We start from the raw sequence: 22,867 nt of genomic DNA, 5'->3' as shown, positions 1-22,867 counted from the left end.
CCCCTCACTGGTTGCTCAATGGGGTCTTAAGGATGGACGCCTGCCGCACGACGACAGTTCGTTTTTTTAATCGAGCATCGAGCGCAGCTTGCGCAACAGGTCCACCGGTGCGTAGGGCTTGGCGATCAATTCGAATTCATTGTCAGTCAGCACATCCGGCGTCGACTCGTCCGCGCAGTACCCGGTCGTGAGCAGGATTTTAATGGCCGGATAGCGTTGGCTGACCTCCCGCGCCAGTGCCAGCCCGTTCATCTCGCCGGGCATGACCAGGTCGGTGAATACCAGGTCGTATTCGCTACTCTGCAACACGGCCAGTGCCTCGCTCGCATCAGCAACGAGGTCAGTGTGATAACCCTGTTCAGACAATACAAAGCGCGCCAGTTCAGCGACTTCGGCGCGGTCCTCGACGATCAGGATGCGCTCGGTGCCCTTAAGGTTTTCGGCGGCGTAAGGCGCACCACTTGCCGATGGCTGACTGTCGTCCGCCGGGAAGAACAGGCGCACCGTAGTGCCGAGTCCCGGCGTCGATTCGATTTTGACCACGCCGCCGGATTGCTTGACGAAGCCGTAGACCATCGAAAGCCCGAGACCGGCACCGTTGCCTTCTTCTTTGGTGGTGAAAAAAGGCTCCATCACTTTGTCGAGATCGTCGGCGGCTATGCCCACGCCGTTATCGGCAACCGCGATGCAGACGTAACGCCCCGCCGCCAGTCCGCCCTGATGCGGATCCGTCGGATCCGGTACATCGACGTTGCGGGTCTGCACGGTGATCGTAGGTTGCTGCTGGTCAACCAGCGCATCGCAGGCGTTGGAGAGCAAATGGTTCAGCGCCATCTCCGCCTGCGCCGGGTCGAGGCGGCAATTCCACAAATCCTCGGCCAACTCGAATTGCGGCTCCGGATCGCAGGATTCCGGCGCCGGCAGCGTTGACCGCTCGAGCAAGGCATTGAGATTGATCACCCGGCCCTCAAGCCGTTGCCGCCGGGAAAACGCCAGCAGATGCTGAGTCAGCAGACGGGCTTTTTCCGCCGCCGCACGGGCGTGACCAGCGCCGACCACGATGCGCTGCGGGTCGATGCTCGGGCGTTTAGCGGTGTGCTGGATCAGCTCGATGTAGCCGATCATCACTTGCAGCAGGTTGTTGAAATCGTGGGCGATGCCACCGGTCAACTGCCCCAGTGCTTCCATGTTCTCGCTGTAACGCAAACCGTCCTCGGCGTCACGGCGTCGGCTGACGTCCATTTGCGAGGCGAAGAAATACACCAGTTGCCCGCGCTCGTTGAATAACGGCGCGATAAACAGCTCGTTCCAGAACGATGAACCGTCCTTGCGATAGTTGAGCACTTCCACGCAGGTTTCGTGGTGATGTTTCAACGCTTGTTTGACCTGTTGCAACACGGCGCGATCGGTCTGCTCGCCTTGCAGAAATCGGCAGTTGCGCCCGAGCACCTCTTCCCGCTCGTAGCCACTGAGTTCAAGAAAGGCATTGTTGGCAAAAATAATGGGATCATCGGCCTGCGCAGGATCGGTGACGATCATGGCCATGCGGCTGACCTGCACCGCCGCGAAGAACACATCTTTGCGCTCTTGCGAAAGGACCGCCACATCGGCTCGGTCGACGATCGGCCTGGAATTTCTAGGCAAGTTGACCTCCGCTGAGTTACTTCCGTTTCGCTGAGACCACCATCACCGATCGGAGTGCCGCGATCGAACGCCGGCAGCGCAGGTGTCCGATGAGTTGCCGCAGACTGTCGAGGGATCCGAAGCGTGTCGCTGATTGTCGAAAGCACACCGAGCACTGCACGCGGTTATCGCGTTCGGCAGCCTGCATAGTCAAATCCGAACCGCCAGGGAGAACCACCGTGGATTTGTTGTTTCTGGGCACGTCAGCCGGCGTGCCGACCCGCCAGCGCAATGTCAGCGCCACGGCATTGATCGCGTCTGCGGGCAAGGGCTGGTACCTGATCGATTGCGGTGAAGGCACCCAGCATCAGGTTTTGCGCACACCGCTGTCGCTGAGCGAGCTGCGGGGGATTTTCATCACTCACGTGCACGCCGATCACTGCCTCGGCCTGCCGGGGTTGCTGGCGAGCACGGGCATGTCGGGGCGCACGCGGCCGCTGGATATTGTGCTGCCGACAGCGCTGCATCCGTGGCTGAGAATGAGCCTTGAGGTGACGCAATCGCACTTGCCCTTTGAGATCAACCTGCACGCCGTGGAAACGCTCACAGAGTGGCGCAACGTCAACGTTCAAGTGCAGACCGTCGAGCTGTCCCACCGTGTGCCGTGTCATGGTTATGTATTTACCGAGTCCGATCCGGAGCCGCGTCTGGACGTGCAGCGCCTCGAGGCCGAAGGCATAGAGCGCGGCCCGCTCTGGGGTCAGCTGGCCCATGGTCAGGACGTAGAGCACAACGGTCAGTTGTTGCATGCGCGGGATTACTTGCTCAGCTCACGACCTGATCGGCGCATCATTGTCTGCGGCGATAACGATCGCCCGGCACTGCTGGCCGAAGTGGCGCAATCGGCAGATGTGCTGGTGCATGAAGCGACATTTGTGCAAGCAGCGATCGACCGCGCTCGCGCCAGTTACGGCCACAGCAGCGCCGCCGCTGTCGCCGGTTTTGCCGAGTCCGCCGGCGTACGCAATCTGGTGCTGACGCATTTCAGCGCCCGCTATCAGGCCAATCCGGCTTTGAGTCCGTCGATCGAAGATGTGCGTAGTGAAGCGGCGTCGCTGTATCACGGCCAACTGATTCTGGCGCGTGACCTGCAGCGTTATCACCTGGATCGGTCGGGACATTTGCAGCCGGTGGCGACTGAGCGCAAACCGCTGCAGGTCGCGCCATAATCCGCTACCGCGTCCGCCCGGCTGACAGGCGGACGCTGGCACGCGGGTTTACTTCTTGGCTTCCTTGTCCGGATCCGCCGAGCGTTCGAGAAACGCTTCGGTCAGTTGCGGCAGGTGCTTGAGCAGCCATTCGGACATGGCCACTTCCTGCGGCAGAATCTTTTCGCAGGCCTTCTGTGTCTGCTTGTCCCCCGCCGCTTTCGCCGCTGCAATAAGCACGGTGTAACTGGCGATTTCCATGTTTTCGAATACATAACCGGCCATGGCGCCCTTGATCACCTCGTCGCTCATCAAGGAGCCGCCGACGGCCTGACCGAACGCCATCAGCTTGCCGCCCAGGTCTTTGATCGTCGACGAATCCCCGCCCAGACGTTGCAGGCATTCATCGATGAGTTTCTGCTGGCCGAGGGTTTCTTCGATGTGCTGATCAATGCGCGCCTTGAGCTTCGGGTAATGCTCCAGACGCTTGGACTGCGCCTTGAGCATCTGCTCGGCCTGTTGCTCCATGGCGTGGGCGTCACGCAGCCAGTCGAGCAGATTTTCCTGTGGAGTAGCCATTGTCGAGTCCTCTTCTTGATGATTTCCCAATGATCAACCGGGGCGCGCCGTCGCATGTCAGGCGCGCCCCACGTGCCTCACAACCCAGGCTTGGCTTGCGCGCCGGAGCCCAGATCCGCTCCAGTGACGGGCTCGCTGTTGGGGTCGGACATGGTGCGCATCTTCATGTTTTCCAGCAGCGCTTCGTCGGCGCTGTCCAGTTGCACGGTGGCCAGACCATCGCCGCCGTCGACTGCTGGCGTCGGGTCTTCGACAAACTCCCAATCGTCGCCCTGGTTCCACGGACCGCGCATGCTTTCGGTGCCTTGCGACATGTTGAAGTACACGTTGGTGAACTCCGGCATGCCCGGCAGCTTGCCTTGCGGGAAGTTGGGCTGGATCGAGTGCAGGGCTTTTTCGAAAGACAACTGGTGGGCAATCTCGCGGGTCATCAGAAAGCCGAGCGCCTCTTTCACGCCGGGGTCATCGGTCACGTTCATCAAGCGCTCATAGACGATTTTCGCCCGTGCTTCCGCAGCGATATTGGAGCGCATATCGGCGGTGGGCTCGCCGATGGTATCGACGTACGCCGCTGTCCACGGCACGCCGGCCGAGTTGGTCAACGGTGAACCGGCACCGTAGAGCAGGCTGGTGATGTGCGAGTCATTGCCGTTGCCATTGAGCGAACGATACAGCTCGCCCTCCTGCTCGACGCCTTCGGCCATCCGGCCTTTTGCGCCTTTGTTGAGCATGACGATGATCGAGCCAATGATCTCCAGGTGACTGAGTTCTTCAGTGGCGATGTCCATCAGCAGGTCTTTGCGTCCCGGATCTTCCTCGGCCAGGGCTTGAGTGAAATAGCGCGAAGCCGCCGCCAGTTCACCTTGTGCGCCGCCAAATTGCTCGAGCAACAGATTTGCCAGCCCCGGATTGGGCTCGGCAACACGAACGGTGTATTGAAGTCGCTTGTTATGTAGAAACATGACAAATCTCCTCAGTCGGATAAGCGTGGCAAGTCGTCGGGTGAAAGCCTGCCTACCCTTTTGTGAAGCATTGTCTTTGGGGAAATTTCAAAAAATTTGCGGTAACAGGACAAATGGTTCGAACCGTACGGGCAAGTGAAACGGCGGCTTGCCGCTGGTACGACTCGCACTTGGTTAAATGGAACCAATGACAAAAGATCGGGTTGTCAGTCCGCGATTCGAACTGGCTGGGCCCACCTGGGTCAACGCAGCAAATGCACCAGCAACCCGATCAGCGCACAGCCCAGCAGCACCTGAATCACCCCGCGCTTGAAGCGAAACAGCGCAATGGCCGCGGCAATGGCAATCAATGCCGACGGCCAATCCAGGCGGCCGCTGAAGCCCTGCGGCCAGAGCACGTGGTAGCCGAAGAAACACGCCAGATTGAGAATCACCCCAACCACCGCGGCGGTGATCGCGGTCAGCGGTGCAGTGAATTTGAGTTCATCGTGGGTCGACTCCACCAACGGACCGCCGGCGAGGATGAACAGAAATGAGGGCAGAAAGGTGAACCACGTCACCAGCGCAGCGGCGACCGCGCCGGCGAGAAACACCTGATCGGCGCCAAACACCTGCGACACATAAGCCCCGACAAACCCGACAAACGCCACTACCATGATCAGCGGTCCGGGAGTGGTTTCGCCCAGCGCCAGGCCGTCGATCATCTGCGTCGGCGTCAGCCAGCCGTAGTGACCGACGGCGCCCTGATAGACATAGGGCAGCACCGCATACGCCCCGCCAAAGGTAAGCAGCGCAGCTTTGGTGAAGAACCAGCTCATCTGCGTCAGCGTGCCATGCCAGCCAAACAGCGCAGTCAACACGCCCATCGGCAATGCCCATAGCGCGGCGCCGATCACGGCGAGCATCGCCAGTTTCGTCCAACTGAATCGGGCATGTGCTGGCGATGGCGTGTCGTCATCGATCAATGCCGGGCCGAAAGACTTGTTCGCCGCGCTATGCCCGCCGACCCTGAACTTCTCAGGCGCCAGTCGACCGCCGAAGTAGCCGATCACCGCCGCGCCCAGCACGATCAGCGGGAACGGCACATTGAGCGCAAAAATCGCGGTAAACGACGCCGCCGCAATCGCCCACAGCCAATTGTTCTTCAGCGCCCGCGAACCGATGCGATGCGCCGCCTGCACAACAATGGCCGTTACCGCAGGCTTGATCCCATAAAACAAACCGGCCACCACCGGTACTTCACCGAAAGCGATGTACAGCCAAGAGAGGAAAATAAGGATGAACAGCGACGGCAACACAAACAACGCACCGGCCACAATCCCGCCCCAGCTTCGATGCATCAACCAGCCAATGTAGGTAGCCAACTGCTGCGCCTCCGGCCCGGGCAGCAACATGCAATAGTTCAAGGCATGCAGAAAACGCCGCTCGGAAATCCACCGCCGCCGCTCGACCAACTCCTGGTGCATGATCGAAATCTGCCCGGCCGGCCCGCCGAAACTGATAAACCCCAGCTTCAACCAGAACCAGAACGCCTCGCGCAAACTCACGGCCTGCGGCTTCACCTCGCCACCACCCGCCAACGGCTGAACTTCACTCATCGAGCTGTCCTTTTGTGCAGTCGGCAGGTTGTACCCGAAAAGCGTCGCGAACAAAACGCCAGAAACGAAAAAGCCCCCGTAATCAGCAATGATTACGGGGGCTTTGTCTTGTTCAATAATGGCGGAGAGATAGGGATTCGAACCCTAGGTACCGGTGAAGGTACAACGGATTTCGAATCCGTCCCATTCGGCCACTCTGGCATCTCTCCAACGGCGCGCATCATAACAACACTTTCGTTGGTTGCGAACCCCCCAAACGAAATTTTTTCCGTGCTATCAGATGCTTGCGTCGATTAAAGCGGTACGCCCAGACGAGCGGCGACTTCTTCGTAGGCTTCGATGACGTCACCGAGGCCCTGGCGGAAGCGGTCCTTGTCCATCTTCTTCTTGGTGTCCTTGTCCCACAGACGGCAGCCGTCCGGGCTGAACTCGTCGCCGAGGACGATGGAGCCGTCGCTGAACACGCCGAATTCAAGCTTGAAGTCGACCAGCAGCAGGCCGGCGTCGTCGAACAGTTTGCTCAGGACTTCGTTGACCTTGAGCGACAGTTCCTTCATGCGCGCCAGTTGCTCGGCGGTGCCCCAACCGAACGCCACGACGTGGGATTCGTTGATGAACGGGTCGCCTTTGGCGTCGTCCTTGAGGAACAGTTCGAAGGTGTACGGGTTGAGCTTCATGCCCTCCTCGACGCCCAGACGCTTGACCAGGCTGCCGGCGGCGTAATTACGCACGACGCATTCGACCGGGATCATGTCGAGCTTCTTCACCAGGCATTCGTTGTCGCCCAGCAGTTTGTCGAACTGGGTCGGTACGCCGGCCGCTTCGAGTTTCTGCATGATGAAGGCGTTGAACTTGTTGTTCACCATACCTTTGCGATCAAGCTGTTCGATGCGCTTGCCGTCGAACGCCGAAGTGTCGTTGCGAAACAGCAGGATCAAGCGGTCAGCGTCGTCGGTCTTGTAAACCGATTTGGCTTTGCCGCGGTAGAGTTCTTCACGTTTTTCCATGATGGGCTCCGCTTGCTAAGTAGGTGGGCTAGGCGATGTGGCGCCAGTCGAGCCCTGAATCTTGATCGGCCAGTTGCAGCCAGTCCGGGTCGCACCCGAGGGTGTCGACAAAACATTGCCGGGCCAGCTGCGGCAGGTTGTTCTTGCTGCTCAGATGGGCCAGGACCAGGTGTTGCAAGCCCTGCCAGCCCAACTCGGCCACCAGGAATGCCGCCTGATGGTTGTTCAGATGTCCGCGTTCGCCGCCCACCCGCTGCTTGAGAAAGTACGGGTAGTGACCACGGGCGAGCATGTCGCGGCAATGGTTCGACTCGATCATCAATGCATCGAGGTCCCGGTAGCCATCCAGCACCCGCTCACAAAACGATCCCAGGTCGGTCAGCAGGCCGAAGCGCCGCTGTTCCTGATCGCTGAAGACGTACTGGGTCGGCTCCTGCGCGTCATGGGCCACGGCAATGACCCCGACGTTCAGTGCGCCGATCTGCATCTGCTCGCCGCCGGCCAGAAAGCCTGCCGGTTCAAGCGGTTTGCGCATCCCGCGCAGCGTGCCGCGACTGAGGTACACCGGCAGATTGTAGCGCCGAGACAGCAAACCCACGCCATGCACGTGGTCGGCATGTTCGTGGGTCACGAGTATCGCGCTCAGTTGCGCCGGGTGCACACCCAGGCGCAACAGACGTCTTTCGGTTTCCCGCAGGGAAAAACCACAATCCACCAGCACGTACGTATCGGCACTGGCGATCAGCGTGCCGTTCCCTTGGCTACCGCTGCCGAGAACGGCAAAACGCATATCGGGTCAGCCCAGGTTGTCCTGAATCACGCTCAGCACTTTACGCGCGACATCGGCCGGCGCGACGGTGTTGATGTTCTTTTCGACGGTGACCTGGATGTTCTCGCCCACCTTGCTCAGGCGAACCTGATAACGCTCGGCGCGGGCTTCGACTTCTTCCTTGCTCGGCGCGCTGCCGAACAGGCCGCTGAAGAAGCCAGGCTTGTCGTCTTTGTTCTCGGCTTTTTCGGCCAGGTTGATGTAGTACAGGCCCAGGCTGCGGTTGATGTCTTCAACGCGCCATTCGCCCTGTTCCAGCGCACGGCCGACGCTCGACCAGGCGCGGTCCAGATCGGTACCGACGTTCAACACCGGGTTGCCGCTGCCGTCTTCGCTGAGGCTGACGCGGCTCGGCGCATCGAAATCACGCGAGGCCAGCATCGACACCGAACCACCCTTCTCGGAGGTGCGGCTCATGCTCGCGAGCATGTCGTCGACCAGCGCAGCGTCCAGGCCAGTGTTGACCGAACGGTTGGTGAAAGCCACGTCGGCGGTGCTGCCGGCAGGACGCTCGGCGCTGACCACGTAGATTTCACTGGTGTTGCGCTGCACGCCCGGCTCGATGCGTACGCGCACGCGGGTTTCGCTGTCGCTGGCGATACCGGCCGCGCTCAGGCGCTTGGCCATCGAAGCGGACAGTTCGTCGGAGTGCTGCCAGGTGGTGGTGAACTCACCGGTCTGCGGACGCTGTTCATCCAGACGGAAACCGTTGTCCTGGAAGAACTGCAGCGCCACTGGCCAGACTTCGGCCGGTGGATGCTGAGCCACGACCCAGCGCGAATCACCGCTTTTCTGCAGCGAGTAATCGGTGGCATCGGCAACCGCCGAAAGCGGCTGAGGACGCGGAACCACGTATTCGCCGGTCGCGGTGTCGTCGGCCACGTTGCGCGGGATCGGCAACAGCGGATCGAGACGCTTGGCAGTGCTCACATCCGGTGGCAATTGCATCGGTGCAGTCTGTTGCGCTTGCAGGTAATCGCTTCCACGGTCGCGGAAATAACCTTCCGGCCCCCAGACCCATCCGCAGCCACTGGTGCTGGAGATAATCAAGGCAAGTGCGGAAAGTCCGGCCATTCGCTTCATGCGTTGTACTTCCTCAATTAAACCAGGACGCTGCACTGGCGCAGGGCCGAGCGCAGCGTTTCATGACAAGGAGTGCTCAGCCAGGTCAGTGGCAGGCGGATGCCTTCGTGCATCAGGCCCATTTCGACCAAAGCCCACTTCACCGGAATCGGGTTGGCTTCGATGAACAGGTCCTTGTGCAGCGGCATCAGTTTTTCGTTGATTGCGCGTGCGGTGTCGGCGTCGCCTTTCAGCGCGGCCTCACACAGGTCAGCCATTTCGCGCGGGGCGACGTTGGCGGTGACCGAGATGTTGCCCTTACCGCCGAGCAGGATCAGCTCGACTGCGGTCGGATCATCGCCGGACAACACGATGAAATCCTTGCTCACGCCATCGATGATCGCTTTGGCGCGTTTCAGATCGCCAGTGGCTTCCTTGATGCCGATGATGTTCGGCACGCTGGACAGGCGAATCACGGTCTCGGCCTGCATGTCGCAGGAGGTGCGGCCGGGAACGTTGTAGAGAATCTGCGGAATGTCGACCGCTTCAGCGATGTGCTTGAAGTGCTGGTACAGACCTTCCTGGGTCGGCTTGTTGTAATAAGGAACCACCAGCAGGCAGGCATCGGCGCCGGCGGCCTTGGCGTTGCGGGTCAGTTCGACGGCTTCGCGGGTCGAGTTGGCGCCGGTGCCAGCGATGACCGGAATGCGCCCGGCAACCTGTTTGACCACGGCTTTGATGACGGCGATGTGCTCTTCTACATCAAGGGTGGCCGACTCGCCGGTAGTCCCGACGGCGACGATGGCATGGGTGCCGTTCTTGAGGTGGAAGTCCACGAGTTTGCTGAGGCTGTCCCAGTCAAGACGCCCTTGTGCATCCATGGGAGTGACCAGTGCCACCATACTGCCCGCAATCATGAAACCGCTCCTGCCGGAAAAAGAGAGCGGTAATGGTACTGGCGCCAAGATGCTTGCACAAGCGAAGTACTGCGCCGCCGCCATTCCCCTTGGCGCCGCTTTTCGCTACCCTTCAGACTTTGATCGGTACAGATCAGCTTGTACGCCGGGTTCCAGCCTCCCTTTTCGGCCTCCCAGGCCCCGTTCCTGCGTCGCATCGACGCGCTCCCGCACAGTGGAGCGAGCCGCGAGTGCAGGCCGGGTCTCTTTATACGGACCGCCAGAACAGGCACTCCCGACCAGCAACGCCCGTCAACCTACCGACCGCTCATCGCTTTAGGAATGCTGCATGTCCACCCCCACAGTTCGCGAACAATTCCTTGTCATCAGTGCCCTCGGCGCCAACCCCATGGAGCTGACAAACGTCCTGTGCCGCGCCAGCCATGAAAACCGCTGCGCCGTCGTCACCTCCCGCCTGACCCGCCACGGCGAGTGCAGTGCCCTGGTGCTGGAAGTTTCCGGTAGCTGGGACGCCCTGGCGCGCCTCGAAGGCAGCCTGCCGCTGCTGGCCAAGCGTCATGCGTTCACCGTCAACGTGGTGCGCAGCGCGGCCCTGGAAAATCGTCCGCAGGCCCTGCCTTACGTGGCGTACGTCAGCTCGGCCTATCGCCCGGACATCATCAATGAGCTGTGCCAGTTCTTCATGGACCACAACGTCGAACTGGAAAACCTCACCTGCGACACCTACCAGGCGCCCCAGACCGGCGGCACCATGCTCAACGCCACGTTCACCGTGACTCTGCCGGCCGGCACCCAGATCAGTTGGCTGCGCGATCAGTTCCTCGACTTCGCCGACGCAATGAACCTGGATGCCCTGATCGAGCCCTGGCGCCCACAAAACCCAATGTAAGGAAGCTTTCATGGCCGTTGTCATCGACCAACCGGTTGCGGATTTCACCGCGCCTGCGACCAGCGGGCAGACCGTCAGCCTGTCCGAACTCAAGGGCAAGCAAGTGGTGATCTACTTCTACCCGAAGGACAGCACCCCAGGCTGCACCACTCAGGGTCAGGGCTTTCGTGATCAATATGCGGCTTTCAAGGCTGCCAACACCGAAGTCTTCGGCATTTCCCGCGATAGCTTGAAGTCGCACGAAAACTTCAAAGACAAGCAGCAATTCCCCTTCGAGCTGATCAGCGACAAGGACGAGGCGGTTTGCCAGTTGTTCGACGTGATCAAGCTGAAGAAGCTGTATGGCAAGGAATACCTGGGCGTCGATCGCAGCACATTCCTGATTGATAAGGACGGCGTGCTGCGTCAGGAATGGCGTGGCGTGAAAGTGCCGGGGCATGTTGATGCCGTGCTGGCGGCAGCTGAAGCTCTGAATAAAGCCTGAGGTTTCTGTTGCGTCTTTGAAGACGCCTTCGCGAGCAGGCTCGCTCCCACAGTTGGAATGCCATCAACTGTGGGAGCGAGCCTGCTCGCGAATAGCCTCTCTGCAAAATCCGGATCAACCGCTAAAGCAACGGCGCCACCACCGGCTCCTTGCGCGGCCAGGCATCCAGCACAGCCTTGAACAGCGTCGCCAGCGGGATCGCAAAGAACACGCCCCAGAATCCCCACAACCCGCCAAACAACAACACCGCACAGATGATCGCCACCGGATGCAGGTTGACCGCTTCCGAGAACAACAGCGGCACCAGCACGTTGCCGTCCAGCGTCTGAATGATTCCGTAGACCGCCATCAGATAAATGAACTGATCGCTCCAGCCCCACTGGAACAGCGCAATCAGCAGCACGGGCACGGTCACCACTACGGCGCCGACATACGGCACCACCACCGACAAGCCGACCAGCAACGCCAGCAGTGCCGCATAGTTCAGACCCAGCGCGATAAAAGCGATGTAGGTCACGCCGCCGCAAATCACGATCTCGATGCCTTTACCACGGATGTAATTGGCGATCTGCCGGTTCATTTCCTGCGCTACGCGGGTGATCAACGCGCGCTCGCGGGGCAGATAGCCGCGCACCCACTCGCCGATCATCGCCCGATCCTTCAGGAAGAAAAACACCAGAATCGGCACCAGCACCAGGTAGATCATGATGTTCACCAGCAGCGGCAAACTCGACAGCGAGAACGTCAGCGCCCACTGGCCAAACTTGCCGATCTCGCCCCGCGCCGCTTCGATCGCTTGCAAGACTTGCTCGTCGGACACCAGATGCGGATAGCGCTCCGGCAATAGAAGCAGCAACGACTGCCACTTGGCGAGCATGCCTGGCAGTTCGTTGAACAGCGTGATCAACTGGTGCCACAACAGCGGCAGGACCACGACGATAAACAGCATCAGCGCGCCCATGAACAGCGCGAACACCAGCCCCACCGCCACGCCGCCGGGCACGCGCAGCCGCTCGAGCGTGACCACCAGGCCTTGCATCAGATACGCCAGCACCATGCCGGCGAGCACCGGGGCGAGCATGCCACCGAGGGTGAGCACGGCGGTGAAGGCGAGAACCAGCAGCACCGCCAGTACCACGGCTTCTTCATCGGAGAAGTAGCGCTGAATCCAGTCGCGTAACACTTTGAACATCAATAATCCCTTCGATTGTTAACGCGGTCGCTTCAGGCTTTCTTCAACCAGTAACGGTAGATCCCGGACTCGCCCTCTTCACGCAGCAGCGCATGACCGGCCAGTTTGGCAAAGGTACGGAAGTCGCGCTGCGAACCGGCGTCCGTGGCGATCACCTTGAGCACGGCACCACTTGGCAGTTTATTGAGTTCCATTTTTGCCTTGAGCAACGGCAACGGACAGTTCAGGCCACTGGCGTCCAGTTCCACGTCATGGTCTACAGCGTCAGTCATTGCGTCACTCCGTTCGGGTTATCGAGCTGCCTAGAATATCTGGTCGCGGCTTCGGTGTCCGGCTACAGTAAGGTCTTTGTCCTTCAAGGCTTTGTGCATGACTTTTCTGCGCCCTACCCTGCTGACGCTCGCTTGCCTGCTCGCCTCACCAGGCTTTGCCGACGATCTGCCGTCACTTGGCGACGCCAGTTCTGCCATCGTCTCGCCGCAACAGGAATACCAGCTCGGCCGCGCCTGGCTGGCCATGCTGCGCAGTCAGGTTTCCCAGCTCAACGATCCACAGCTCAAGGATTACGTTGAATCCAGCGTGTACAAGCTCGTCGAGACCAGCCAGGTCTCCGACCGACGCCTGGAATTCATCCTGATCAACAGCCCGCAACTCAACGCCTTCGCCGCTCCGGGCGGCGTGGTCGGGGTCAATGGCGGCCTGTTCCTCAACGCCCAGACCGAAGGCGAATACGCCTCGGTGCTCGCTCACGAATTGGCGCACTTGTCGCAACGTCACTTTGCTCGCGGAGTGGAAGCCTCACAACGCATGCAGGTGCCGATGATGGCCGCGCTGCTGGCCGGCATTGTCATTGCGGCGGCCGGTGGTGGGGATGCCGGCATCGCTACCATCGCCGGCACTCAGGCTGCGGCGCTGCAGGAACAACGGCGCTTCTCGCGGCAGAATGAACAGGAAGCCGACCGCATCGGCATTCTCAACCTGGAGAAGGCAGGTTACGACCCGCGCTCGATGCCGACCATGTTCGAACGCCTGATGCGCCAGTACCGCTTCGACGCCAAGCCGCCGGAATTCCTCCTGACTCACCCGGTTACCGAATCGCGGATCGCCGACACCCGCAACCGCGCCGAACAGGCGAAACCGGGCGGCATCGAAGACAGCATGCGCTACCAATTGATCCGCGCGCGGGTGCAGTTGATCTACGAGGAAACCCCGGGGCTGGGTGCCAAGCGGTTCCGCGCCCTGCTCGATGAGAATCCGAAAAACGATGTCGCCCGTTACGGCCTGGCCATCGCCCAGATCAAGGGTGGCCAACTCAACGAAGCACGGGAGAACCTCAAGCAGTTGTTGACCAAATCGCCGAACGAGATCATCTACAACCTCGCGCAGGTCGATCTGGACATCACCAACAATCGTCTGCCCGATGCGCAGTCGCGAGTCGACCGCATGCTCACGCAATACCCGGGCAACTATCCGCTGAACCAGGTGCGCGTCGATCTGCTGCTGAAACAGAATCGCGCCGCCGATGCCGAGAAGGCGCTCGACAGTCTGCTCAAGTCACGCCCGGATGATCCGGACGTCTGGTATCAGGTTGCCGAAACCCGCGGCCTGTCGGGCAACATCATCGGCCTGCATCAGGCGCGGGCCGAATACTTTGCGCTGGTCGGCGACTATCGGCAGGCCATTCAGCAACTGGACTTCGCCAAGCGCAAGGCCGGCAGCAACTTCCCGCTGTCCTCGCGCATCGATGCCCGCCAGCGCGAGCTGATGGAGCAGGAGCGCATGGTCAAGGACATGTTGGGCTGAGTCTTCCCGCAAGACATAAAGTGCAGACACAAAAAAACCGCCTCTTTCGAGGCGGTTTCTTTTTACCCTGTTGCGGGCTTATTCAGCCAGTTTGAAGGTGATGAAGCTGGCACGACCCTGACGCAGTACGCGCATCGACACCGACCGGTTCTTCGGCAACGCCTTGGCGATGTCGGTGAACTCCTTCGCCGAGCCAATGGCCTGGTTGTTCAGGTGGGTGATCACGTCACCCGGCTGCAGACCGATCAGCGCCGCAGGACCGTCCTGCACTTCCTTGATCACCACACCACCTTTAAGGTCGTAGGTTTTCTTCTGCTCAGCGGTCAATTCGCCGACCGCAACACCGAGGCGGTTACTGCTGCTTTCAGCGCCGGACTTCGGCAACGCGTTCAGCTCTTTGTCTTCGTCCGGGATCGCGCCGACAGTCAACTCGACGTTCTTGCGCTTGCCTTCACGAATCACTTCCAGATTGGCCTTGGCGCCAGCCTTCAGCGCGCCGACCAGATGCGGCAGATCAGCCGACATGACGATCGGCTGACCGTTCATGCTCAGGATCACGTCGCCAACCTGCAGGCCGCCCTTGGCCGCAGGGCCGTCATCCTGGATCTGCGCAACAAGGGCGCCGGCCGGCTTGTCCAGACCGAACGACTCGGCCAGATCCTTGTTCACTTCCTGAATGACCACGCCCAGCCAGCCGCGGCTGACTTTGCCACCACTCTTGAGCTGGTTGGAAACGTCCATCGCCACGTCGATCGGGATCGCGAACGACACACCCATGAAGCCGCCGGAGCGGGTGTAGATCTGCGAGTTGATGCCGACCACTTCACCGTTCAGGTTGAACAGCGGACCGCCGGAGTTGCCCGGGTTGATCGGCACGTCGGTCTGAATGAATGGCACATAGTTTTCGTTCGGCAGGCTGCGGCCGACGGCGCTGACGATGCCTTGGGTCACGGTGTGGTCAAAGCCGAACGGCGAACCGATCGCGACGACCCACTGGCCGGCTTTCAGGTCTTGGGATTTGCCGAGTTTGAGCACCGGCAGATCCTTGCCTTCGATTTTCAGCAATGCCACGTCGGAACGTGGATCAGTGCCGATCAGCTTGGCCTTCATCTCACTGCGGTCAGCCAGACGGACGAGGATTTCGTCGGCATCGGCGATCACGTGGTTGTTGGTGAGAATGTAGCCATCCGGCGAAATGATGAAACCCGAGCCCAGCGATTGCGCTTCACGCTGGCGCCCGTCGCCACGTGGCGAGCGCTGTTGAGGCGGCATGCCGCGCTCGAAGAATTCGCGCAACATCGGTGGCAGGCCTTCCAGATCCGGCATCTGCTGATTGACGCGGCGGTCCGGCAGTTTCTGCGTGGTACTGATGTTCACCACCGCTGGCGAAGCTTGTTCGACCAACTGGGTGAAATCAGGCAGATCGGCCGCTTGCGCAGCAGGGACCGCCTGACCGAGCAATAGCACAGTGGCGAAGATGGAAAGGTAAGACTTCAAACTAGGTATCGACATACAGCTCCCGTTACGACGAGCAGGGTTAAGCGATATGGAGCAAAGGAACACCGGAAACCACAGACCGGCATTTTTGTTCCGGGAACAACAAACAAGGCCAGAGCCGTGAGGCTCTGACCTATAAAAAATTTTCAGGGGTTTTGCAAATGAAAATGCTCAGCAAACATTTCGACGTCTCGACGACGAAGTGGAAATGACTGAAATCAGCTCACTGCTTGCTGGTCGCAGCGCCATCGTTGTTACGCATCGATAGAGCGATTCGTTCGGCAGTACCAATCGGGATTTCGCCCACCACCGTGACCATCATTTCACCTTGCGGCGTGGTCAGGCGACGCGATACCGCGACGGTCGGACCCAGCTGAGTACGGGTGTCGGTGACGGTTGCACCGTTCAACGGCTCAAGAAACACCGAGAACCGCGCCAGGCCATCGTCGTACATCAGGCTGCTGACCTGGGTCTTGGTCTGCGCATCCTTGTGCGAACTGCTGCTGGTCAGCTCGAAGCCTGGCGGCAGCCAGTCCGAACGCCAGTTCTGCACGGTCTTCGCTGCGGAAGCCTTGTCATTGCCGATATTGATCGGCTTGCAATCGGCGTCTGCCAGCAATTCCTTGTCAGAAGGGATTTCATCAGTGTCGAGACTGGTGAACTGGAAACGTTCGAGCAACTGACCTTTATCGTTCAACAGCAACGACTTGAGCGGCAGCGCGGTTTTCTTGTCCAGATGCAGTTCGAAACCGTAACGGTGCTGATCACGAGGGGTCAGCGACACGATCACCGCGTCACGGCCGGCAACGCGCGACTTGCCGATAACCGCTAGGTCATACCAGTTCTTCAGCTTTTTGGGATCCAGCGCACGGGCAGCAGCGTTGGGTGAATCACCCAATCCCGCAATCAGGGTGCCGCTGACGCATTGAGTACGGCCATCAATGCGCACGACTTCCTGAGCCGAGCCGTCGAGCTGCAACAGCCGCTCGCGGACCTGACCATTCTGGACACGATGCCAGATGTTGTGCGTGGAAAAACTGCCGTTGCGCTCGTAAACGAAAGTACCGTTGAAGCTTTGCTGCTGCTCGGCCTGGCCCAGACGGATCAACCAGTCCTGGGCCTCATCAGCGTGGGCTGGAACAACGAACCAGCCACTGAGCAGAAGCGAAAGTAGAGGGATGGCGCGCATGATCCTCCTTAACGGTTTTCCAGGCTTGCAGCACGTGCGTATGGCAGCGCGCTTTCAGTTCCCTTGAGTGCAGCCTGCTGAGCGTGCTGACGCAGATAGCCTGGCAGACGCTGATCATGCCAGCCTGGCTGACCTTGCAGAACGCCATTGGCCATCGGGCCAGTCGCTTCCGAGCTTTCGCTGTAACCAGCCAGAACTGCCGGACCCTTGACCTGTGGAGTGGCCAGAGTTGGTTGATTCGACTGCTGCGCCAATTCGACGCCAGCGATTTCGTCCTGGTTGTACAGGCGAACACCGGCCAGTACGGCCACGGTCACCGAAGCGGCAACAGCGAGGCGACCCAGGTTACGCCATGGGCTGCGGGATACTTTGGCCGGAGCCGTTTCGTCTTCCAGCGCAGCAGACACTGCCGCAGCGATATCCAGACGCGGAAGCAGCAAATCCTTGTGCATGGCTGCCCGAGCGATCTGGTAACGAGCCCAGGTCTCACGGGTATCAACATCATCCAGTGCGCTGAGCACTCGACGCAATTCCAGTTCGTCCGCTTCGTTATCCATCACTGCGGACAGCGATTCCTGCAGGGCTTCACGACTCATGGCGTTCCTCTCTTGGCTGTCGCCGCTGTCTCAGTTTTCCTGCAACAACGGTTGCAGGGCTTTGTCGATGGCCTCCCGAGCGCGGAAAATCCGGGAGCGCACGGTACCCACCGGACACTGCATGACGCTCGCAATGTCCTCGTAACTCAGACCATCGAATTCACGTAAAGTTAAAGCCGTACGCAAATCCTCTGGCAGTTGCTGGATGGTCCGATGGACAGTGCCTTCGATCTCATCCCGCAGCAACGCACGTTCTGGTGATTCGAGATCCTTGAGGCCGTGATCGCCATCGTAGAACTCTGCATCCTCCGAACTTACATCGCTATCCGGCGGCCGACGGCCGCGGGAAACCAGGTAGTTCTTCGCCGTGTTAATGGCAATACGGTACAGCCACGTATAAAACGCACTGTCACCGCGGAAATTTCCAAGTGCCCGATACGCCTTGATAAAGGCTTCCTGAGCAACGTCCTGGGCTTCATGGGTGTCGTGCACAAAACGCACGATCAACCCGAGAATTTTGTGCTGATATTTCAGCACCAGCAGATCGAAAGCTCGCTTGTCGCCACGCTGAACGCGTTCGACCAGCTGCTGATCCTCTTCCTGGGTTAGCATGAACACTCCTCGATAAGCCCGGAGGAGACTTGCATTACTAAACGACCAGACTTGCAAACATAGACTCGGGCTTTTCGCAAAAGTTCTCCCCCTCCAAGCAAGTTTCCTGCGGGCTCTGATTTGGCACGCACGAAAAACGCAGCGCGGGATAAACCGGCTGCGCGAATAATCTTGTTATCGGTTTCGCCGGCAGGAATCCAAACGCAGATTCCGCACTGAAGCCGACACTGTCCCTGGTTTCTGGCACCGTCTATTGATCTTGGGCCTTTGGCAAAAGTTCCAATTATTTATAGCCGGACCCACCTGACATTGCGCAACCGTGGGCGGAAAAGTCTGTTTCAGCGCCGATACAGGTGTCTTTTCCCACACACTGGGAAAAAATCTTCCGACGAAGCACAGCGCTTTTTACCCCGCTGTAGTCTCACAATGCCATCTGGGCCCGGCTATTGTGCCGTCCAACCCCTCTATATACTAGTGGGCTGTGTGGCTGTCTTGACTCGCCGATCCAGCTGTCTTGCGCCAACCCCGATCCGGGTCGCTTTGAGCGGAATCCTGAAATGAGCCAACAGTTCCAACACGATGTTCTGGTGATTGGCAGCGGTGCTGCCGGTTTGAGTCTCGCGCTGACCTTGCCCGGTCATCTGCGCATTGCCGTATTGAGCAAGGGCGATCTCGCCAACGGCTCGACCTTTTGGGCTCAAGGTGGGGTCGCCGCCGTGCTGGACGACACTGACACTGTCGAATCCCACGTCGACGACACCCTTAATGCCGGCGGCGGTTTGTGCCACGAAGATGCCGTGCGCTTCACCGTCGAGCACAGCCGCGAAGCCATTCAATGGCTGATCGACCAGGGCGTGCCGTTTACCCGTGACGAAAAGTCCGGCACAGAGGATGGCGGTTTCGAATTTCACCTGACCCGCGAAGGCGGCCACAGCCATCGGCGGATCATCCACGCGGCCGACGCCACCGGCGCTGCGATCTTCAAGACCTTGTTGGCCCGGGCCAAAGAGCGCGCGAACATCGAATTGCTGGAACAGCGTGTCGCCGTCGATCTGATCACCGAGCGCCGACTGGGCCTGCAAGGCGAGCGGTGTCTCGGCGCCTACGTGCTGAACCGCGCCACCGGCGAAGTCGATACTTACGGCGCACGCTTCGTGATCCTCGCCTCGGGCGGCGCCGCCAAAGTCTACCTTTATACCAGCAACCCGGACGGCGCCTGCGGTGACGGCATCGCCATGGCCTGGCGCTCCGGCTGCCGGGTGGCCAATCTGGAATTCAACCAGTTCCACCCGACCTGCCTCTATCACCCGCAAGCCAAAAGCTTCCTGATCACCGAAGCCCTGCGTGGCGAAGGTGCGCATTTGAAGCTGCCCAACGGCGAGCGCTTCATGCACCGCTTCGACAAACGCGCCGAGCTGGCGCCGCGTGACATCGTCGCGCGGGCCATCGACCATGAAATGAAGCGCCTGGGCATCGACTGCGTTTATCTCGACATCAGTCACAAGCCCGAATCGTTCGTCAAAAGCCACTTCCCGACTGTTTATGAGCGCTGCCTGGGCTTCGGCATCGACATCACCAGTCAACCGATCCCGGTGGTTCCCGCGGCGCACTACACCTGTGGCGGTGTGATGGTTGATCAGCACGGTCGCACCGACGTGCCCGGACTCTACGCCATCGGCGAAACCAGCTTCACCGGTCTGCACGGCGCCAACCGCATGGCCAGCAACTCGCTTCTGGAATGCTTCGTCTATGCCCGTTCGGCAGCGACAGACATTCTCGCGCAGCTGGATCATGTTGCGGCGCCGAGCGCCCTGCCCGTCTGGGACGCCAGCCAGGTCACCGACTCGGACGAAGACGTGATCATCGCGCACAACTGGGACGAATTGCGTCGATTCATGTGGGACTACGTCGGCATCGTGCGCACCAACAAGCGCCTGCAACGGGCACAGCATCGGGTGCGCTTGCTACTGGACGAGATCGACGAGTTCTACAGCAACTATAAAGTCAGCCGTGACCTGATCGAGCTGCGCAATCTGGCGCAGGTGGCCGAGTTGATGATCAGCTCGGCCATGGAACGCAAGGAAAGTCGCGGCCTGCATTACACCCTCGACTACCCGGACCTGCTGCCGGAAGCGCTCGACACTATTCTGGTGCCGCCCACCTACGCCGGCTGAACTTGAGCCGCACTCGCAGGCGTCGGTGCAGATCCGCCGCCTGCGAATCCCGTGGCACGCAGATCGATCTGACCCGCCATTCCCCGCGCAAGCGAAAACGCAGAACCACGATCAGCGGCAGCGCCAGGCTGTCCGGTCGTAACTGCGCGGCCTGCCAACCGCACGCGCGATTCCAGACCTGCCAGCCATCGCCGTCGCGTCGCAATCCGCAAAATGCATTCGGATGACTCAGCAGAATCTGCCGGGGCATCACCCAAAAGCCATGCAACAGACAGCCGGAAACACCGGCCAGACTGGCCCACAGCGGAATCGACAGTAGACACAACGAGCCCACGGCGAACGCCTGGGCCAACAGATACGCCGCCAGCAACTGCCGTGAGGCATGCCAGCGGCATTCGAACGTATTACTTGGGCTGAACACGATCCAGAATCATCCGGACCATGCGTTGCAGCTCAGCGTCTTCCGACTCGCTGCGCTCCATGAACCAGCCGAACATGTCCTGATCCTCACAGGTCAGCAGACGCACATACAGATCACGATCCACTTGATTGAGGTGCGGATAAACCTCATGCACGAACGGCACCAGCAACACGTCAAGCTCAAGCATCCCGCGACGGCTGTGCCAAAAGAGGCGATTCAGTTCAACTTGTTCGACCATGGAGCCCTCCTCGAATTTGCCGGGCAGTATACAGCCCCGGCGCGGGCCGCGCAGTCGGCTTTGGTCGGGCACCCTTGATCCTTTATCAACTACCCATTTCAACCCTGCCCCCTTATGATGTGCCCCAGTCTATTTACCCTGCGATGACCCATGGCCGATTCTGCTTCTTTCTGCACCCTGTCTCATGAAGGCGTACTCGCGGTTCGCGGTGCGGACGCCGGAAAATTCCTGCAAGGCCAGTTGACCTGCAATATCAATTACCTGAGTGACACCCGCGCCAGCCTCGGCGCCCGCTGCACGCAGAAAGGCCGGATGCAGTCGAGCTTCCGTATCCTGCTGGAAGGTGACGGTGTGGTGATGGCGATGGCCAGCGAGCTGCTCGAGCCACAACTGGCCGACCTGAAAAAGTACGCGGTGTTCTCCAAATCGAAACTGACCGATGAAAGCGCCGCCTGGGTGCGCTTCGGCCTGGAGCATGGCGACGCAGCCTTGACCAGCCTCGGTCTGGCACTGCCGGCCGAAACCGATAGCGTCGTGCGCCACGAAAGCCTGATTGCGATTCGCGTCTCGCCCGAGCGCGCCGAACTCTGGGTGCCCGCCGCCCAGGCGCAGAACATCCAGAGCCAACTGTCCACGACGCTGTCCGAGGGCGATCTGAATCAATGGCTGCTCGGCCAGATCCGCGCCGGTATCGGTCAGGTCATGCCAAGCACCCGCGAGCTGTTCATCCCGCAGATGCTCAATCTGCAGGCGGTCGGCGGCGTGAGTTTCAAGAAAGGCTGCTACACCGGCCAGGAAATCGTTGCGCGCATGCAGTACCTGGGCAAGCTCAAACGTCGCCTGTATCGCTTGCGCCTTGACACGGCTGAGCTGCCGGAGCCCGGCACTCAGTTGTTCGCCCCAAGCCACAGCAGCTCGATCGGCGAAGTAGTGCTGGCGGCCAATGCCGAGGGAAACATTGAACTCCTGGCCGTGTTGCAGGCCGAAGCTGCCGAAGCCGGTGACTTGCATCTGGGCGCCCTCGAAGGCCCCGCGCTGCATCTGCTCGACCTGCCTTACGAACTGGATCGCGACCGCGAAATCCAGCGCTGATCGCAGCATTGTTGCGACACCCTAGAGAGTCCAAATGAGCGAACTGGCGGAAAAGGTCCAACAGGATTTGGTTGCGGCCATCGATAACGATGACTTGGTTCTGCCAACGTTGCCGGAAGTGGCCCTGCAAATCCGCAAGGCCGCCGAGGATCCGGAAATCAGCGTCAGCGATCTGAGCAAAGTCATCGGCCGTGACACTGCGCTGTCGGCGCGCCTGATCAAAGTGGTCAACAGCCCGCTGCTACGCGCCGCGCAGGAAGTTACTGACCTGCACACCGCCATCACCCGCCTGGGCATCAACTACAGCAGCAACCTGGCGATCGGTCTGGTCATGGAGCAGATCTTCAACGCCCGCTCCGAAGTGGTCGAACAGAAGATGCGCGAAGTCTGGCGCAGCAGCCTGGAGATCGCCGGTGTCAGTTATGCGCTGTGTCGTCGTCACACTCAGCTCAAGCCGGATCAGGCGGCGCTCGGCGGCTTGGTGCATCAGATTGGTGTGTTGCCGATTTTGACCTACGCCGAAGACCACAACGAGTTGCTCTCGGATGCGGTCAGCCTCACTCATGTGATCGAGCAGATTCATCCATTGCTGGGCGAGAAGTTGCTGCGGGTCTGGGAGTTTCCCGAACGGCTGGTGCAACTGCCATTGCTGTACGAGGACTTTCAGCGCGACTCGGCCAAAATCGATTACGTCGATTTGGTGCAAGTAGCGAACCTGTATTGCCGCAAGGGTACCGACCATCCTTTCGCGCGGATTGATCCGCTGAGTGTTCCAGCGTTCAGAAAGCTGGGGATTGATCCGGAGAACAAACAGTTTTGCGCGGATCTGGAAGAGTCGCGGTCGATGTTTTACTGATCCGGGACCGAGGCGCGGCTTTCGCGAGCAGGCTCGCTC

Annotated in this window: 23 protein-coding genes and 1 tRNA gene; 7 read left to right on the top strand and 17 right to left on the bottom strand. The window is 60.0% G+C overall.

All coding sequences use genetic code 11. The annotated features are described in order from the left end of the window. Positions 1–66: 66 nt before the first annotated feature. Positions 67–1,644, bottom strand: a complete 1,578-nt coding sequence (locus LIS66_RS06720; RefSeq protein WP_227973857.1) for a histidine kinase famiy protein — start codon at positions 1,642–1,644, stop codon at positions 67–69. A gap of 218 nt (positions 1,645–1,862) precedes the next feature. Here LIS66_RS06720 and LIS66_RS06715 point away from each other — a divergent pair, with 218 nt between their 5' ends. Further along, positions 1,863–2,852 carry a ribonuclease Z gene (locus LIS66_RS06715; RefSeq protein WP_227973856.1) on the top strand — a complete coding sequence of 330 codons (990 nt, stop codon included), beginning with the start codon at positions 1,863–1,865 and terminating at the stop codon, positions 2,850–2,852. Positions 2,853–2,900: 48 nt separating this feature from the next. On the opposite strand, the gene LIS66_RS06710 is transcribed toward LIS66_RS06715, so the two are convergent. The 8 genes from LIS66_RS06710 to dapA form a co-directional block, all read right to left on the bottom strand. Further along, entirely contained in the window at positions 2,901–3,410 is a 510-nt protein-coding gene (locus LIS66_RS06710) for a ferritin-like domain-containing protein (protein WP_042607417.1), read from the bottom strand. A gap of 77 nt (positions 3,411–3,487) precedes the next feature. Then, positions 3,488–4,372 carry a manganese catalase family protein gene (locus tag LIS66_RS06705; RefSeq protein ID WP_064362567.1) on the bottom strand — a complete coding sequence of 295 codons (885 nt, stop codon included), beginning with the start codon at positions 4,370–4,372 and terminating at the stop codon, positions 3,488–3,490. A gap of 242 nt (positions 4,373–4,614) precedes the next feature. Continuing rightward, positions 4,615–5,970 (bottom strand): chromate efflux transporter, encoded by a 1,356-nt coding sequence (gene chrA, locus LIS66_RS06700; RefSeq protein ID WP_227973855.1) that lies wholly within the window; start codon positions 5,968–5,970, stop codon positions 4,615–4,617. A 119-nt stretch (positions 5,971–6,089) separates the two neighbouring features. Continuing rightward, positions 6,090–6,179, bottom strand: a tRNA-Ser gene (locus LIS66_RS06695). 84 nt (positions 6,180–6,263) lie between these two features. Next, entirely contained in the window at positions 6,264–6,977 is a 714-nt protein-coding gene (gene purC / locus LIS66_RS06690; protein WP_016771262.1) for a phosphoribosylaminoimidazolesuccinocarboxamide synthase, read from the bottom strand. A 28-nt stretch (positions 6,978–7,005) separates the two neighbouring features. Next, entirely contained in the window at positions 7,006–7,767 is a 762-nt protein-coding gene (locus LIS66_RS06685; RefSeq protein ID WP_042607414.1) for an MBL fold metallo-hydrolase, read from the bottom strand. Positions 7,768–7,773: 6 nt separating this feature from the next. Next, positions 7,774–8,889, bottom strand: coding sequence for an outer membrane protein assembly factor BamC (gene bamC / locus LIS66_RS06680; protein WP_042607413.1), 1,116 nt, complete (start codon positions 8,887–8,889; stop codon positions 7,774–7,776). A gap of 17 nt (positions 8,890–8,906) precedes the next feature. Further along, entirely contained in the window at positions 8,907–9,785 is an 879-nt protein-coding gene (gene dapA / locus LIS66_RS06675) for a 4-hydroxy-tetrahydrodipicolinate synthase (protein WP_083353369.1), read from the bottom strand. A 328-nt stretch (positions 9,786–10,113) separates the two neighbouring features. Here dapA and LIS66_RS06670 point away from each other — a divergent pair, with 328 nt between their 5' ends. Beyond that, positions 10,114–10,674 carry a glycine cleavage system protein R gene (locus LIS66_RS06670; RefSeq protein WP_042607411.1) on the top strand — a complete coding sequence of 187 codons (561 nt, stop codon included), beginning with the start codon at positions 10,114–10,116 and terminating at the stop codon, positions 10,672–10,674. 10 nt (positions 10,675–10,684) lie between these two features. Then, positions 10,685–11,158, top strand: coding sequence for a peroxiredoxin (locus LIS66_RS06665; RefSeq protein ID WP_227973854.1), 474 nt, complete (start codon positions 10,685–10,687; stop codon positions 11,156–11,158). Positions 11,159–11,279: 121 nt separating this feature from the next. Here LIS66_RS06665 and LIS66_RS06660 read toward each other — a convergent pair whose 3' ends face one another. Then, on the bottom strand, positions 11,280–12,350 hold the full coding sequence (locus LIS66_RS06660; protein WP_041478862.1) for an AI-2E family transporter: 1,071 nt from the start codon (positions 12,348–12,350) through the stop codon (positions 11,280–11,282). A gap of 32 nt (positions 12,351–12,382) precedes the next feature. Continuing rightward, a complete protein-coding gene (locus LIS66_RS06655) occupies positions 12,383–12,622 on the bottom strand; it encodes a sulfurtransferase TusA family protein (protein ID WP_227973853.1) in 240 nt (79 codons plus the stop codon). Positions 12,623–12,719: 97 nt separating this feature from the next. Here LIS66_RS06655 and LIS66_RS06650 point away from each other — a divergent pair, with 97 nt between their 5' ends. Further along, positions 12,720–14,153: a M48 family metalloprotease gene (locus LIS66_RS06650; protein ID WP_227973852.1), complete on the top strand. Its 1,434-nt coding sequence runs from the start codon at positions 12,720–12,722 to the stop codon at positions 14,151–14,153. Between the two features lie 78 nt (positions 14,154–14,231). On the opposite strand, the gene LIS66_RS06645 is transcribed toward LIS66_RS06650, so the two are convergent. From LIS66_RS06645 to rpoE, 4 genes are all read right to left on the bottom strand, one after another. Then, a complete protein-coding gene (locus LIS66_RS06645; protein ID WP_042608136.1) occupies positions 14,232–15,665 on the bottom strand; it encodes a DegQ family serine endoprotease in 1,434 nt (477 codons plus the stop codon). Between the two features lie 208 nt (positions 15,666–15,873). Further along, positions 15,874–16,839: a MucB/RseB C-terminal domain-containing protein gene (locus LIS66_RS06640; RefSeq protein ID WP_042608137.1), complete on the bottom strand. Its 966-nt coding sequence runs from the start codon at positions 16,837–16,839 to the stop codon at positions 15,874–15,876. Between the two features lie 8 nt (positions 16,840–16,847). Next, a complete protein-coding gene (locus LIS66_RS06635) occupies positions 16,848–17,435 on the bottom strand; it encodes a sigma-E factor negative regulatory protein (protein ID WP_008077804.1) in 588 nt (195 codons plus the stop codon). Positions 17,436–17,465: 30 nt separating this feature from the next. Next, positions 17,466–18,047 (bottom strand): RNA polymerase sigma factor RpoE, encoded by a 582-nt coding sequence (gene rpoE / locus LIS66_RS06630; protein WP_003172477.1) that lies wholly within the window; start codon positions 18,045–18,047, stop codon positions 17,466–17,468. A 557-nt stretch (positions 18,048–18,604) separates the two neighbouring features. Here rpoE and nadB point away from each other — a divergent pair. Then, positions 18,605–20,221, top strand: coding sequence for an L-aspartate oxidase (nadB, locus tag LIS66_RS06625; RefSeq protein ID WP_227973851.1), 1,617 nt, complete (start codon positions 18,605–18,607; stop codon positions 20,219–20,221). Here the strand turns inward: nadB and LIS66_RS06620 are convergent. After that, the gene (locus LIS66_RS06620; protein WP_083353370.1) at positions 20,190–20,642 is read right to left on the bottom strand and encodes a protein YgfX; all 453 of its coding nucleotides are present in this window, start codon (positions 20,640–20,642) and stop codon (positions 20,190–20,192) included. The genes nadB and LIS66_RS06620 overlap by 32 nt on opposite strands. Continuing rightward, a complete protein-coding gene (locus LIS66_RS06615) occupies positions 20,626–20,880 on the bottom strand; it encodes a succinate dehydrogenase assembly factor 2 (protein WP_227973850.1) in 255 nt (84 codons plus the stop codon). Before LIS66_RS06615 ends, LIS66_RS06620 begins: the two co-directional genes overlap by 17 nt. A 150-nt stretch (positions 20,881–21,030) precedes the next feature. On the opposite strand from LIS66_RS06615, the gene LIS66_RS06610 reads away from it, so the two are divergent. Together LIS66_RS06610 and LIS66_RS06605 are read left to right on the top strand one after the other, a co-directional pair. Then, complete coding sequence (locus LIS66_RS06610) at positions 21,031–21,972, top strand: YgfZ/GcvT domain-containing protein (protein WP_227973849.1); 942 nt, start codon at positions 21,031–21,033, stop codon at positions 21,970–21,972. Positions 21,973–22,006: 34 nt separating this feature from the next. Then, the gene (locus LIS66_RS06605; protein WP_042608142.1) at positions 22,007–22,828 is read left to right on the top strand and encodes an HDOD domain-containing protein; all 822 of its coding nucleotides are present in this window, start codon (positions 22,007–22,009) and stop codon (positions 22,826–22,828) included. The last annotated feature ends 39 nt before the right edge of the window (positions 22,829–22,867 follow it).

It is taken from the genome of Pseudomonas sp. HN2 (genome assembly GCF_020736465.1).
GTDB classification, from domain to species: Bacteria; Pseudomonadota; Gammaproteobacteria; order Pseudomonadales; family Pseudomonadaceae; genus Aquipseudomonas; species Aquipseudomonas moraviensis_A.
This window is presented reverse-complemented; position numbering and strand designations above follow the sequence as displayed.